At 58.7% G+C, this 14,048-nt stretch carries 19 protein-coding genes; 12 read left to right on the top strand and 7 right to left on the bottom strand.

Translation table 11 applies throughout. The features are described from left to right. Positions 1–24: 24 nt before the first annotated feature. The 4 genes from AC1D06_RS08530 to mtgA form a co-directional block, all read right to left on the bottom strand. Positions 25–429, bottom strand: a complete 405-nt coding sequence (locus AC1D06_RS08530; RefSeq protein ID WP_477874809.1) for a hypothetical protein — start codon at positions 427–429, stop codon at positions 25–27. Positions 430–581: 152 nt separating this feature from the next. Beyond that, on the bottom strand, positions 582–767 hold the full coding sequence (rpmF, locus tag AC1D06_RS08525) for a 50S ribosomal protein L32 (RefSeq protein ID WP_449112517.1): 186 nt from the start codon (positions 765–767) through the stop codon (positions 582–584). A 224-nt stretch (positions 768–991) separates the two neighbouring features. Next, positions 992–1,639, bottom strand: a complete 648-nt coding sequence (locus tag AC1D06_RS08520) for a glutathione S-transferase family protein (protein WP_477874811.1) — start codon at positions 1,637–1,639, stop codon at positions 992–994. Positions 1,640–1,709: 70 nt separating this feature from the next. Then, positions 1,710–2,384, bottom strand: a complete 675-nt coding sequence (mtgA, locus tag AC1D06_RS08515) for a monofunctional biosynthetic peptidoglycan transglycosylase (RefSeq protein ID WP_477874813.1) — start codon at positions 2,382–2,384, stop codon at positions 1,710–1,712. A gap of 245 nt (positions 2,385–2,629) precedes the next feature. On the opposite strand from mtgA, the gene AC1D06_RS08510 reads away from it, so the two are divergent. Both AC1D06_RS08510 and hisC read left to right on the top strand, forming a co-directional pair. Beyond that, the gene (locus AC1D06_RS08510; protein WP_477985902.1) at positions 2,630–3,538 is read left to right on the top strand and encodes a polyprenyl synthetase family protein; all 909 of its coding nucleotides are present in this window, start codon (positions 2,630–2,632) and stop codon (positions 3,536–3,538) included. Beyond that, positions 3,539–4,594, top strand: coding sequence for a histidinol-phosphate transaminase (gene hisC / locus AC1D06_RS08505; RefSeq protein WP_477874817.1), 1,056 nt, complete (start codon positions 3,539–3,541; stop codon positions 4,592–4,594). On the opposite strand, the gene AC1D06_RS08500 is transcribed toward hisC, so the two are convergent. From AC1D06_RS08500 to AC1D06_RS08490, 3 genes are all read right to left on the bottom strand, one after another. Then, positions 4,595–5,008: a PIN domain-containing protein gene (locus AC1D06_RS08500; protein ID WP_477985901.1), complete on the bottom strand. Its 414-nt coding sequence runs from the start codon at positions 5,006–5,008 to the stop codon at positions 4,595–4,597. Further along, the gene (locus AC1D06_RS08495; protein ID WP_477874819.1) at positions 5,005–5,253 is read right to left on the bottom strand and encodes a plasmid stabilization protein; all 249 of its coding nucleotides are present in this window, start codon (positions 5,251–5,253) and stop codon (positions 5,005–5,007) included. The genes AC1D06_RS08500 and AC1D06_RS08495 overlap by 4 nt, the downstream gene beginning before the upstream one ends. A gap of 89 nt (positions 5,254–5,342) precedes the next feature. After that, positions 5,343–5,744: a hypothetical protein gene (locus AC1D06_RS08490; RefSeq protein WP_477985900.1), complete on the bottom strand. Its 402-nt coding sequence runs from the start codon at positions 5,742–5,744 to the stop codon at positions 5,343–5,345. 330 nt (positions 5,745–6,074) lie between these two features. On the opposite strand from AC1D06_RS08490, the gene sdhC reads away from it, so the two are divergent. From sdhC to mdh, 10 genes are all read left to right on the top strand, one after another. Continuing rightward, a complete protein-coding gene (gene sdhC, locus AC1D06_RS08485; RefSeq protein WP_477985899.1) occupies positions 6,075–6,467 on the top strand; it encodes a succinate dehydrogenase, cytochrome b556 subunit in 393 nt (130 codons plus the stop codon). 10 nt (positions 6,468–6,477) lie between these two features. Beyond that, complete coding sequence (sdhD, locus tag AC1D06_RS08480; protein ID WP_477874825.1) at positions 6,478–6,861, top strand: succinate dehydrogenase, hydrophobic membrane anchor protein; 384 nt, start codon at positions 6,478–6,480, stop codon at positions 6,859–6,861. Positions 6,862–6,867: 6 nt separating this feature from the next. Then, positions 6,868–8,712 carry a succinate dehydrogenase flavoprotein subunit gene (sdhA, locus tag AC1D06_RS08475; RefSeq protein ID WP_477985898.1) on the top strand — a complete coding sequence of 615 codons (1,845 nt, stop codon included), beginning with the start codon at positions 6,868–6,870 and terminating at the stop codon, positions 8,710–8,712. A gap of 54 nt (positions 8,713–8,766) precedes the next feature. Continuing rightward, the gene (locus tag AC1D06_RS08470) at positions 8,767–9,006 is read left to right on the top strand and encodes a FitA-like ribbon-helix-helix domain-containing protein (RefSeq protein ID WP_477985897.1); all 240 of its coding nucleotides are present in this window, start codon (positions 8,767–8,769) and stop codon (positions 9,004–9,006) included. A gap of 5 nt (positions 9,007–9,011) precedes the next feature. Continuing rightward, entirely contained in the window at positions 9,012–9,461 is a 450-nt protein-coding gene (locus AC1D06_RS08465) for a type II toxin-antitoxin system VapC family toxin (protein ID WP_477875127.1), read from the top strand. Then, positions 9,454–10,233 carry a succinate dehydrogenase iron-sulfur subunit gene (locus AC1D06_RS08460; RefSeq protein WP_477874831.1) on the top strand — a complete coding sequence of 260 codons (780 nt, stop codon included), beginning with the start codon at positions 9,454–9,456 and terminating at the stop codon, positions 10,231–10,233. Before AC1D06_RS08465 ends, AC1D06_RS08460 begins: the two co-directional genes overlap by 8 nt. 5 nt (positions 10,234–10,238) lie before the next feature. Beyond that, positions 10,239–11,063: a nucleotidyltransferase domain-containing protein gene (locus tag AC1D06_RS08455; protein ID WP_477985896.1), complete on the top strand. Its 825-nt coding sequence runs from the start codon at positions 10,239–10,241 to the stop codon at positions 11,061–11,063. A gap of 80 nt (positions 11,064–11,143) precedes the next feature. Then, entirely contained in the window at positions 11,144–11,686 is a 543-nt protein-coding gene (locus tag AC1D06_RS08450) for an AprI/Inh family metalloprotease inhibitor (RefSeq protein ID WP_477874834.1), read from the top strand. 20 nt (positions 11,687–11,706) lie between these two features. Then, positions 11,707–12,852, top strand: coding sequence for a cell division protein ZapE (zapE, locus tag AC1D06_RS08445; protein WP_477985895.1), 1,146 nt, complete (start codon positions 11,707–11,709; stop codon positions 12,850–12,852). Between the two features lie 198 nt (positions 12,853–13,050). After that, complete coding sequence (mdh, locus tag AC1D06_RS08440) at positions 13,051–14,013, top strand: malate dehydrogenase (protein ID WP_477874838.1); 963 nt, start codon at positions 13,051–13,053, stop codon at positions 14,011–14,013. Positions 14,014–14,048 lie beyond the last annotated feature (35 nt).

Here is a 14,048-nt window from a genome sequence, read left to right as displayed (position 1 = left end):
CTGGTGTGATGTGAGACTGTCGCCTCACAGCCCGATCGAGACATCCCTGCCGGCAGACTTGATCGACACGGTGAAGCCGGCGACCACGTCGACGAGGCTGATCAGCATCAGGATGAAGAAGATCTGTGTCGCCGCACCCTTCACCAGCAGAAATTCGATCAGGAATACGACGAACAAAACCAGGGAAAACAGGTGATCGAGCAGCGCCACCGAGCTGCGGCGGGTCGCCTTAAAGATTTCCATGAACAGGATGACGAGGCTGATGACGATGAAGAGATCGCCGAGCGACATCGTCCAATCGGCGCCGGACACCATGTGAACGCTGAACACTTCCTTCTGCAGCGAGGCTGTGCCGCCGCCGCCAAACAGGCCGAACATGTCGAGATTGTAGAGAATGAAGGGAATGAGCATCAACGGGATAACGGCCATTGTTCGGATTCCTCGAAAAAGCGTTCTCGGCGAAAGATTGGCGCAGTCTTAATACAGAATCCGCTTACCGCAACACGGATTCCTCTTCCTATCGAGGCAATAAAAAAGCCGGCAACGATGCCGGCTTCCAACTCATTGCGCAGGAAAAGCGATCAGGTGCTTTCCTTCGGCGTCAGCACCTGGCGACCGCGGTACATGCCGGTCTTCAGGTCGACGTGATGCGGACGGCGAAGCTCGCCGGAATTCTTGTCTTCGACATAGGTCGGAGCCTTCAGACCATCGGCGGAACGGCGCATGCCACGGCGCGACGGGCTGGTCTTTCTTTTCGGAACTGCCATTGTTTTAACTCCAATCTCACCGCGCTTTCGCTGAAGCGCACTATTCTTTCGATACAATTGCGGGCAAGATCATGCCTGTCATTGCTGCAATATTCCAGCGATCAGCCAGACGGGCCGGTACCTGTCAGTGATCATTTCCGGAAAATTTGCCGGGCTTATACATGCCGGAGGCCCGTTTGACCAGTCCCCAGAAAAATTTTTCTTGCGCCGGATGAATCCGTCATTCAGGCTTCATCTTCGGCAACGACCCAGGTTTCCTTCGTAGCATCCGCCGCCCAGGCGAGCCATGCCGGATGTGATTTCATCGCGTCGATATAAGCCAGCGTCTTCGGGTTTTCGGAGAGGACATAGGCTTCAAAACGGTTGATGACCGGCCCGAACATGGCGTCCGCCGCTGAAAATGCACCAAACAGGAAGGGGCCGCCGCTACGGGCGATGCTGCCGTGCCAGATTGTTTCGATCCGGTTGATGTCGGCGCGCATCTCGGGGGTGATCGGCATCGGTTTTTTCGGCCGGCGGAGGTTCATCGGGCAGGCATTGCGGATGCCGCGGAAGCCGGTGGCCATTTCCATTGCGTAGGCGCGGGCCAGTGCGCGGTCCTTGCGGTCCGCAGGCCAGATGGGTTTGTCGGGGAACAGCTCGGCGACATATTCGATGATGGCAAGCGATTCCCAGACCTTGAAACCGTTATCGACGAGCAGCGGCACGCGGCCGGTTTCCGATACCGCCTTGATCGCGGGATTGTCGTTGGGGAAATCGAAGGGGATGACTTCATCGATGAAATCGATACCGGCGGCCTTCATCGCCAGCCAGGGCCGCATCGACCAGGAGGAATAGTTCTTGTTGCCGACGATCAGCTTGAGTTCGCCCATGTTCCGCTCCGTTGGTTATGGCGGGAGTGTAGCGGGGCGAAGACGCGCTCACAAATGAAGAGAATTGGCCTCAGTCATAAAGGCATTTGATGTAAGGGCCGGAACCCCGGGCGCGGCGCTCGATCAGCGTCGCCAGCCGTTTCATTCCCTTGGCCGGCTTGGAGGCGTTGCGCATGATCGGATTGGGCAGCGAAACGGCGAGCAGGGCGGCCTGCTTGCGGGTCAGTTTCGAGGCCGGGACCTTGAAGTGATATTGCGCCGCCGCCTCGATGCCGTAGATGCCGGGACCCCATTCGGCGATGTTGAGGTAGATTTCCATGATCCGCTTTTTTGACAGGATGAGATTGGCACTCAGCGCCAGCGGCAATTCCAGTCCCTTGCGAATGAAGGAGCGGCTGTTCCAGAGAAACAGGTTCTTGACCGTCTGCATCGGAATGGTCGAGGCCCCTCGGGTGGCTTCGCCCTCGAGCGCGTCCTCGACGACGCCATTCATCTGCACCCAGTCGACGCCGCTGTGATTGCAGAACTGGCCATCCTCCGACATCATCACCGATTGCACGAGATTCGGAGAAATATCCTCGAAATCCACCCAGCGCCGGTCATAGCCCTGCAGCGTTGCGAGATCGGCGAACATCAGCGTCGAAACAGGATGGATGAATTCCAGCTTGTAGACGAGCATCAGCACGAAAGGCAGCAGCAGAATGCCAGTGATGAACTTAAGCAAGAGTTTCAGCCGGCGGCGCATCGGCGTCTCAATGCGAGTTGCAATATTCGCCGGGACGGCGTCTGCCGGCAACGGTTGCTGGACCAACTGTGCGTCGGGCGTGATGTCCAAATTGCAAAGCTCCGGCTATCCTCGCTCCTGAGAGCCTGTCGCGAGGGAATTTCATAAACTGCCGGAAGTTCCATTGCCAGTGGTTTGACCAAAGTTTGTTAAATCGGCTGTTTTGACGTGTTGCAAGTGCGAAATCGGCGTGCCAAAGAGCGGGCATGCAGGACGCAGAATTTTTCGAGAGACTGAAGGCGCATGCGGCGGCCGTCGAGGCGCTGTTGGCTGATCTTTTGTCTGCATCGCGGCGGGATGGCGAGATCGCCCGGCCGGAGCGTCTGTTCGCCGCCATGCGTCATGGTGTCCTCAATGGCGGCAAGCGCATGCGCCCGGTATTGGTGATCGAAAGTGCTGCGCTGTTCGGAGGCGACAGGGCCGCAGCGTTGCGTGTCGCAGCGGCGCTTGAATGCATTCACTGCTATTCGCTGATCCATGACGACCTGCCGGCGATGGACAATGACGACTTCCGTCGTGGCCAGCCGACCGTGCACAAGGCTTTCGATGACGCCGCAGCCATTCTCGCCGGCGATGGCCTGCTGACCTACGCCTTCGACATTCTTGGCGCACCGGAAACGGATTTGCCGGCGAAGCGTAAGCTGGAATTGACGCTTCATCTTGCGCGTGCTGCCGGACCGGGTGGCATGGCCGGCGGACAGGCGCTTGATCTCGAAGCAGAAAAAGGTGGGCTCGGCGAGGCCGAAACCACGGTGATGCAGTCGATGAAGACCGGCGCCCTGATCCGTTTCGCTGCCGAGGCTGGCGCAATCATTGCCGGTGCCGATTCGGAGGAACGCGGCCGCATGGTGCGTTTTGGCGAGATCGTCGGCTTAGCCTTCCAGCTGCGCGACGACCTGCTCGATCTCACGGCCGACAGCGCCACGCTCGGCAAAGCGGCCGGCAAGGATGCGGCGCGTGGCAAGGCAACATTGCCGTCGATCCGCGGCCTGGACTGGGCGAAGGGCCGCCTTGCGGAACTCGTCGAGGAGGCACAGAGCGTGCTTTCGCCCTGGGGCGAGCAGGCGGATATGCTGATTACGTTCGCAAGCTATGTCGCCACCCGGGAAAAATAGATGAGCAAATTCTGGTCGCCGATCGTCTCCTCACTGAAACCCTATGTCGCCGGCGAGCAGCCGCGCATCCAGAATCTCGTCAAGCTCAATACCAACGAGAACCCTTACGGCCCGTCGCCGAAAGCAATTGCGGCAATCGCTGCGGAGGCCGGCGACCGGCTGCGGCTCTATCCCGATCCAGCCTCGACCCGGCTCAGGCAGGCGATTGCCGATCTGCACCACGTTGCGCTGGATGAGGTCTTTGTCGGCAATGGCTCGGACGAAGTGCTCGCTCACACCTTCCAGGCGCTCCTGAAGCACGAACGGCCACTTTATTATCCGGATATCACCTACAGCTTCTATCCGGTCTATTGCCTGCTCTACGGTATCGAAGCGCGGCCAATCCCGCTCGGCGAGGATTTCCGCATTCGCCTGGAAGACTACGATGAGGATTGCGGCGCGATCATTCTCGCCAATCCGAACGCGCCGACCGGCATTGCCTTGACGCTGAGCGAAGTGGAAACGCTTGTTGCAGCGCATCCTGACGTGCCTGCGGTGATCGACGAGGCCTATATCGATTTCGGCGGCGAAAGCGCTGTGCCGCTGACGCGCCGATACGACAATCTGCTGGTCGTCCACACGCTGTCGAAATCGCGTTCCCTTGCCGGCATGCGCGTCGGCTTCGCCATCGGGCAACGGCCGCTGATCGAGGCCCTGGAGCGGGTCAAGGACAGTTTCAATTCCTATCCGATCGACCGGCTTGCCGAAGCGGGTGCTACGGCTGCGATCGAGGATGTCACGTGGTTCGACGAGACACGCCGCAAGGTGATGGAGTCGCGCGATCGGGTGACTGGCGCGCTCAGGCAGCGCGGCTTCGACGTGCTGCCTTCAGCGGCAAATTTCGTCTTCGCACGGCACCCGGGACATGAAGGAGCAAAGCTGGCGGCGGCGCTGAGGGAGAAATCCGTGCTGGTCCGGCATTTCGCCAAGCCGCGGATTTCGGATTTCCTAAGGATTTCGATCGGCACGGCGGAGGAATGCGACCGGCTGATCGAGGCGATCGACGAGATCGTCTGATCAGGCATCCCATGGTGAGATCGCGTCGATCTGCGCCGCGCGAAAATCTTTGAGATTGCGGGTTGCCAAACGACCACCGTTAACAAGAACGATTGCAGCGATCATGCCGTCCTGCACAGATAGGCCGGCGCCTCTTCTCGAAGCAGCCCCCATGATGTTGCCGTAGGCCAGGGCCGCGTCTTCAGTGAAACCGAATATCCGATTGGCGAACCGTTGCCGCCAGCCAGTCAATCCCTGCTCGAGTCTCCGAGCTCGCTGATCGGGGTGAATTTTCTCGATTCCATAGGAGATTTCGGCGATCACGATTGTCGACAAAGCAAGCTGCGCATCATTGTGTATAAGCCAAGTAACCACCTTAGGGTCTGGGGCTTTCTTCAAAGTTTCGGAAACTACATTAGTATCAAGGAAGATCAAAGATCTATCCCTTTATGAGGTTTTCGACTCTCGGCGATCAGTGCGTCCAGATCGACATCGCTGCCGCTATCCCTGGTCAACCTCGCATAAAACAACGAGGCCGGTTCCCTTTCCGATTCGAGGCTTTCGTAGGCTTCAAGCGCTCTTTCGACAATCTCGGCAACAGAGCGGTTCTCCTGCCGAGCAAGTCGCTCTGCAATATCAATGGCTCGGGCGCTGTTAATGGAAAGCTGGTGTTGGGTCATTCCATCTCTCCTCCAGCATGACAAGTGTGATGCCAGCTAAAATGACACCTCGACTGTCCTAGCGCAAGACCACCCAACCGTAGTGATGGCTACGGCCGAATGACGCAGACGCCGTGCTCCATGCTGCAGTCGTTCTTGCCCTTCGTCATATCGATGATCTTGAGCGTTACACCCGTTGCGACCAGATCGGCCGGCGCGCGTTCGGTGCCATAGGACCAAGAACCGACATTGTCGCGGGAATAGATGTCGATGCCGCCGGAATAGGTGTTGACCTCGCCGGGCGCGCGATAGGGCAGGCGATTGTTGTTGGCGTTGACGATTGTGCGGCGGTCGATGATGCGGACAGCGTTCTTGATCGTCACATGGCGGATCGGGACGTGCTTGATCCGGTGGATGCGGTAGCGGTGATCGCCGGCGGTGGCGCCTGAAGCCAGGGCGGTCGCGAGCAGCAGCGTCGACAGAGCAATCAGGGTTTTGGAACGCGAAAACATGGCCAGACCTCCCGGTTCCGATCCGCTGCGCGGGACGAGCAGCAGCGTAATCGTTAACAAAAGGTTAACACTGAGTTCGCGATTGAATCAATGCCGGAAAGCTGCGCTTTCACAGCACTTTAGCAAAAGGTTAACGGCCGTCGTGAAGTCGTTGAAAGAAGTGGAATAAAATAATCGATTAAATCCGAGATACGTGTTTGGCAGGGCTTGCCGCGGCGCATTCACGCGATTAAACACCGTTTTGACGCAATGCACATAAGCTTGCTTGCCGTGTGTTGCAGCCTCCTTGTGCCGGCTCTCCGGCACAGACATTGCCCGGGAGCTCCCCCTATGGCGAATGCCGCAAATAACCGCCCGCTTTCTCCGCACCTTCAAGTCTACAAATTTATCCCCACCATGGCCGCCTCGATCTTCCATCGCATTACCGGTGGAGCGCTCTATTTCGGCACCGTGCTGGTCGCCTGGTGGCTGATCGCCATCGCCTCGGGCGAGGGATACTATAACGCCGCGCAATGGGTGTTCGGCTCGATCGTCGGCCGGCTCGTCCTGTTCGGCTTCACCTGGGCGCTGGTGCAGCACATGCTCGGCGGGCTGCGCCACTTCATGTGGGACCTCGGCTATGGTTTTGAGAAACATTTCACCACCATGCTGGCGAAGGCAACCTTCATTGCCGCGCCGATCATCACCGTGATCCTCTGGATCATCGGCTATCTCGTTCGCTAGGGGGCCCAAAATGGTCGATATGCGCACGCCGCTCGGCAAGGTTCGCGGGCTCGGCTCCGCCAAGGAAGGCACGGATCACTTCTGGCGCCAGCGGCTGACGGCCGCCGCCAATGTGCCGCTGATCATCTTCTTCGTCATTTTCGTCATCGCTCACACCAACTCATCCTATGCGCAGATTCGAGCGGCGCTCGGCAATCCGTTCGTCGCAGTGCTGATGGGCCTTGTGGTAATTTCGGGCCTCGTCCACATGCGCATCGGCATGCAGGAGATCATCGAGGACTATGTTCATCACGAGGGCGCTAAGGTCGTGTGCCTGATGCTCAACACATTCTTCACCGTCGTCGTCGGCGCACTCTGTCTTTTCGCCGTGCTGAAGACCGGCTTCGCAGGATAATTCATCATGGCTTCCGTTTCCTCCCCAGCCCAAGGCGGCAAGGCCTACAACTATGTCGACCACTCTTATGATGTGGTGATCGTCGGTGCCGGCGGCGCCGGCCTGCGCGCCACGCTCGGCATGGCCGAACAGGGGTTTAAGACCGCCTGTATCACCAAGGTTTTTCCGACTCGCTCGCATACGGTCGCGGCCCAGGGCGGCATCGCCGCATCGCTCAAGAACATGACGCCGGACAGCTGGCAGTGGCATCTCTACGACACCGTCAAGGGCTCGGACTGGCTCGGCGACGTTGACGCCATGCAGTATATGGTCATGGAAGCGCCGAAGGCGGTTTATGAACTCGAGCATTATGGCGTGCCGTTCTCGCGCACCGAGGATGGCCGCATCTATCAGCGTCCGTTCGGCGGCCATATGCAGAATTATGGCGAAGGCCCGCCGGTGCAGCGCACCTGCGCTGCCGCCGACCGCACCGGCCATGCCATCCTGCACACGCTCTATGGCCAGTCGCTGAAGAACAATGCTGAATTCTTCGTCGAATATTTCGCTCTCGACCTGATCATGTCCGAAGATGGCAGCCGCTGCACCGGCGTCGTCGCCTGGAACCTCGATGACGGCACGATCCATCGTTTTTCGGCTAAGATGGTGGTGCTGGCGACGGGCGGCTATGGCCGCTCTTATTTCTCCGCCACCTCGGCGCATACCTGCACCGGCGACGGCGGCGGCATGGTGGCGCGCGCAGGCCTGCCGCTACAGGACATGGAATTCGTGCAGTTCCATCCGACCGGTATCTACGGCGCCGGCTGTCTGATCACCGAGGGCGCGCGTGGTGAAGGCGGTTACCTCGTCAATTCCGAGGGCGAGCGCTTCATGGAGCGCTATGCACCGACCGCCAAGGATCTTGCCTCGCGCGACGTCGTTTCACGCTGCATGACCTTGGAAATCCGCGAAGGTCGCGGCGTCGGCAAGAACAAGGACCATATCTTCCTGCATCTCGACCATCTCGACCCGGCCGTGTTGCATGAACGCCTGCCGGGCATTTCGGAATCGGCGCGTATCTTCGCCGGCGTCGACGTGACGCGCGAGCCCATCCCGGTCCTGCCGACGGTGCATTACAATATGGGCGGCATCCCGACCAATTACTTCGGCGAGATGCTCAATGCCGACAGCGCCAACCCGGAACGTATCCTTCCCGGCCTGATGGCTGTCGGCGAAGCCGGCTGCGCCTCGGTGCATGGCGCCAACCGGCTTGGTTCCAATTCGCTGATCGACCTGGTCGTGTTCGGCCGCGCATCGGCAATCCGAGCCGGTGAGGTGATCAATCGCGAAGAGCCGATCCCGCATCTCAATATCGCCGCCTGCGACAAGATCATGGAGCGCTTCGACCGCCTGCGTTACGCCAGCGGCAGCACGCCGACGGCTGTGTTGCGCGAAAAGATGCAGCGCACCATGCAGGAAGACGCCGCCGTGTTCCGTACCCAGGAATCGCTGGAATCGGGCTGCAAGCGCATCAGCGCTATCTGGAAGGAGCTGCCGGATATCAAGGTCACCGACCGCTCGATGATCTGGAATTCGGACCTGGTGGAAACGCTGGAACTCGAAAACCTGATGGCCAACGCGATCACCACGGTCTACGGCGCCGAGGCGCGCAAGGAAAGCCGCGGCTCGCATGCCCGCGAGGACTATACCGAAGGCAAGTTCGGTGGCCGCGACGACGAGAACTGGCGCAAGCACACGCTCGCCTGGGTCAACGATGCGGGCGATGTGAAACTGGATTATCGGCCGGTGCACAAGGACCTGATCGCCGAGGGTATCGATCCGCACAAAATCGAGCCGAAGGCGCGGGTGTATTGAGCGAGCGTAGATGATATCCTCAAGAGCATAGGAAGCTGATATCGGAGCGATACAATGGGTGAAATGCGTATAAAGATTGATGATGAAAGTCTGTTGACTCGTATTTCTGATCTCGCCCGTCAGCACAATCGCTCTATCGAACAGGAAGTCGAAGCCTTGTTGCACGCAGCGCTGCCTGAACCTCCGCGACGCGAAGACCTTCCAGCGCTTGCTGCGCGCATCGCGGCGATGACACCGAAGGATGTGAAGCAGACTGACAGTGTTGAATTGTTGCGTGAGATTCGTGGCAATTGAAGCTGGTGATCGATACCTCTGTTGCAATTAAATGGTTCGTTGAAGAGGACGGCTTTGAGGCTGCACGGTCTCTGGTCGATCCAAGACTTGAACGAACGGCGCCGGAGCTTGTCATCGCTGAAGCCGCAAATGTATTGCAGCGGAAGGTTCGCACCGGTGAGCTGAAAGATGCGCAGGCGTTGAATGCCGTGAATAACTTGCGTTACTTCTTTGATCGGCTGGTTCCATCGGTTGATCTTGTGGAAGCGGGATTTGTCTTGTCTCAGTCACTCGACCACTCCGTATATGACTGTATGTATCTGGCGCATGCGTTGATGGACAAGGATGCCAAGCTGGTCACAAGTGACATAAAATTCATAGGCAAGGCGAAAATCGCCGGCTTTGGTGACAGGATATTAGATTTGAACGTGGCTAGAGACGCTCTTGCCAACGGACAGGAAAACGAAAATGGTTGAACTCGCTCTCCCCAAGAATTCGACGATGTCGGACGGCAAGACCTGGCCGAAGCCGCAGGGCGCAAAAAATGTCCGAGAATATCGCATCTATCGCTGGTCGCCGGACGACGGCAAGAACCCGACAATCGATACTTACTATATCGATGTCGATGATTGCGGGCCGATGGTGCTCGATGCGCTCATCTATATCAAGAACAAGATCGACCCGACGCTGACCTTCCGCCGCTCCTGTCGCGAGGGCATTTGCGGCTCCTGTGCGATGAATATCGACGGGACCAACACGCTCGCCTGCACCAAGGGCATGGACGAGATCAAGGGCACGGTGAAGATTTACCCGCTGCCGCACATGCCTGTCGTCAAGGACCTCATCCCGGACCTCAACAATTTCTACGCCCAGCACCGCTCGATCGAGCCCTGGCTGAAGACGGTATCGCCTGAGCCGGCCAAGGAGTGGAAGCAGAGCCACGAGGATCGCCTCAAGCTCGATGGCCTCTATGAATGCATCCTCTGCGCCTGCTGCTCGACTTCCTGTCCGAGCTATTGGTGGAACGGCGATCGCTATCTCGGCCCCGCCGTGCTGCTGCAGGCCTATCGCTGGCTGATCGACAGCCGCGACGAAGCCAAGGGCGAGCGTCTCGACAATCTCGAAGATCCTTTCCGGCTCTATCGCTGCCACACGATCATGAACTGTGCCCAGGCCTGCCCGAAGGGGCTCAACCCGGCCAAGGCGATCGCCGAGATCAAGAAGATGATGGTGGAGCGCCGGGTCTGAGCCGCATGCTCGATGGATTTGATCCGACAGCGGTCGCTGAAATCCGGACGCGGCTGGACCGGGTGCGCCAGAGCGGCCTGACGATCCTGTTCGCGATCGAAAGCGGCAGTCGCGCCTGGGGCTTTCCATCGCCGGATAGCGATTATGACTGCCGCTTCGTCTATGTCTGGCCGGCAGATGCCCATTTGGTGCTGTATGTCCAGCGTGATGTGATCGAGTTTCCGATCGAAGGCGAGATCGATGCCGGTGGCTGGGACTTGCGCAAAGCGCTGCTTCTCGCGCTCAAGGGCAATGCTGTGATCCACGAATGGGTGACCTCGCCGCATGTCTATGAAGAGGCAAGCGGCTTCCGTGTTGCTCTTCGCGCGCTGCTCGATCTGATTACCGAGCCACTTCTCGTTGCCCGACATTATCGAGGACTGCTCTGGCATCATCTCTTTTCGTCTGAAGATGGTGACATCAAGCTGAAGAAACTGTTCTATGCGCTTCGCCCGGCGCTTTCGTTGCAATATATGGAAGAGCACGGTTTTCGCGAACTCCCGCCAATGGATTTGGCTGGCCTGCTTCGCGGTGTGACGATCAAGTCCGATCTCCTCGACCTCGTCACGTCCATGGTCGAGGCGAAGGCGCGAACACGTGAAATGGGAACGGGACCGGTGCCGCCGCTTCTGGGTGAGTATCTGAACCAGACATTGAATCGCCATCAGGCACTGGCAAAAAGGCCAGCGGTCAGTTCGGCAAAAACCAAAGAACGCTTTGCCTTGGCGGAGCGTTTCTATCATAGAACCGTGATGGAATATGGCGTTCCGGCAGGGGTTACGACTTGTTAACCATACTGTCTTACGCTAATTCCGCCATATTTTCCCGGTTGTGAGAACTGCCGGGTTTTTCGAGTTTCAAGGAGTTGGGGATGCGGGTTTCTTTCGCTGTCGGTGCGGTGTCGATCGCGCTCATGCTGACGGGATGCGCCAGCGACCGGATGGATGACATCGATACGGGTACCAAGCCACAGCCGCTTGAAGCCCAGCCGGTGCAGCCCGTCCAATCCAACAACCTGCCCGATCCGTCGACATCGACCGACTCGTCGCAATTCCCGCAGAAGCCGGCAACCGACCAGACGCTGTCGCAGAACCAGAACGCCAACGCCAATATGCAAGTGGCGGCCAACGCGCAGGACATCAAGAAAGAATCGCTGGTTGGTGGCTGGAAGGTCAACAATGGCGGCACCACCTGCGACATGTTCCTGACGCTGACCAACCTTGGCTCCGGCTCGCGCGGCGGCACGCGCGGCTGCGTCGGCCCGCTTGCCAGCATGGGCTCCTGGGAAGTCGACGGCAAGCAGGTGACCCTCAAGGATCGCAACGGAAATCCCCTGGCGCGGTTCTACAAGACCGCCGACAACCGCCTTGATGGCGCACTCACCTCCGGCCAGACGGTCAGCCTTTCCCGCTAATCATCACATGGATCTTGCAGATGCTGGCTCCGCCTGACTATTCCCAGAGCGTCGTCGAGCGCCTGGAGAAAATGGTGGCGGATGGCGATTTGCAGCGTGATGCGCAGCAATTCGCCATCGCCAGGAAGCTGGACACGGTTCTCTCCACCCTGAAGTCACGACAGCCGGCAGCCAAATCCTCGGTGCTTGGCTGGCTGTTCGCCTCTCAGCGCAAGATCGAAGAGCCGGTGCGTGGGCTCTATATCCACGGCAGCGTCGGGCGCGGCAAGACCATGCTGATGGATACGTTCTTCGAAGTCGCGCCGATCCAACGCAAGCGGCGGGCACATTTCCACGAATTCATGGCCGATGTGCACAATCGCATTGCCGCGCATCGCCAGCGACTGAAGAATGGCGACACAAAGCAGGCTGATCCGATGCCGCCGGTGGCCGCGAGCCTCTATGAAGAGGCGATCCTCCTCTGCTTCGACGAATTTTCCGTCACCGACATCGCCGACGCGATGATTCTATCGCGCTTGTTCACCGAGCTTTTCCGGCTCGGCGCGGTGCTGATCGCCACCTCGAACGTGGCGCCGGACGATCTCTATCGCGACGGATTGAACCGGCAGCTCTTCCTGCCCTTCGTCGATCTGATGAAGCGCTATGTCGATATCGTCTCACTCGACACGCCGACCGACTACCGGCTGGAAAAGACCCGCAGCCTGCCGGTCTGGCTGGTGCCGATCGATGGGCTCAACGATACGCGCATCGAGCAGGCCTGGCATGAACTGACGGAGGGGGCGAAATCCCGTTCCGAGACGATCGAGATGAAGGGCCGGCAGATCCTGGTGCCGCAAGCGGCGGCCAGCGCTGCCCGTTTCACCTTCAAGGACCTGTGCGAGGCGCCGCTCGGTGCGACCGACTATCTGGCGATCGTGGCGCGCTACAAGACCATTGTCATCGAGCACATTCCGGTCCTGACAACAGAGATGCGCAGTCCGACGAAGCGCTTCATCAATCTCATCGATACGCTCTACGATCATCATGTGCGACTGATTGCCTCAGCCGCCGTCATGCCTGAAGAATTGCTGCCGGTCAGGCGCGGCCACGAGGGTTTCGAGTTCGACCGCACGGTCTCACGACTTTTTGAAATGCGCAGCGCCGATTATATCGCCGAATGCCATTGATTTGTGACATTCGTATTATAAAATCACGAAAATAATTGACGTTTACGTAAGAAAATAATGATCTAACCGATTGAATTTGCTCACCCAAAATTTACCGGTTGAATTATTCACCTTTTGGGTCTAGGCCATTGCGCCATCGGGACCCTGAAAGCGCAAATCAGTCTCCTGCGGTCTAATAAACGTTGAAGGACATTTCTCATGGCGCGTAAGAAAATCGCACTCATCGGTTCGGGCATGATCGGCGGCACGTTGGCGCATCTCGCTGGCATGAAGGAACTGGGCGATGTGGTTCTGTTCGACATTGCTGATGGCATTCCCCAGGGCAAGGGTCTCGATATTGCCGAATCCTCTCCGGTCGATGGTTTCGACGCCAACTATCATGGTGCGAGCGACTATTCGGCCATCGAAGGCGCTGATGTCTGCATCGTCACCGCCGGCGTGCCGCGCAAGCCGGGCATGAGCCGCGACGATCTGCTCGGCATCAATCTCAAGGTCATGGAACAGGTCGGCGCCGGCATCAAGAAATATGCCCCGAACGCTTTCGTGATCTGCATCACCAATCCGCTCGACGCCATGGTCTGGGCTCTGCAGAAATTCTCAGGCCTGCCGAAGAACATGGTCGTCGGCATGGCCGGCGTGCTTGATTCGGCCCGTTTTCGCTATTTTCTGGCGCAGGAATTCAACGTTTCCGTCGAGGACGTCACCGGCTTCGTGCTCGGCGGCCATGGCGATACGATGGTGCCGCTCGCCCGCTACTCGACCGTTGGCGGCATTCCGCTGCCGGATCTCGTCAGCATGGGCTGGGTCACCAAGGAGCGCCTGGAAGAAATCATCCAGCGCACCCGTGACGGCGGCGCCGAGATCGTTGGCCTACTCAAGACCGGCTCTGCCTTTTATGCCCCGGCAGCGGCTGCAATCATGATGGCCGAATCCTTCCTCAAGGATAAGAAGCGCGTTCTGCCCTGTGCCGCGCATCTGACCGGCCAATATGGCGTCAAGGACATGTATGTCGGTGTGCCGACCGTGATCGGCGCCGGTGGCGTCGAGCGCATTATTGAGGTCGAGTTCAACGGCGCGGAAAAGGCTGCCTTCGAGAAGTCCGTCGCCGCCGTCCAGGGCCTTTGCGACGCCTGCGTCGGCATTGCTCCCAGCCTGAAATAAGCCTCTTCAAACGTCATTTCCGACAGGATAGATCC

The organism is Rhizobium sp. P2_G2 (genome assembly GCF_056403555.1).
This window is presented reverse-complemented; position numbering and strand designations above follow the sequence as displayed.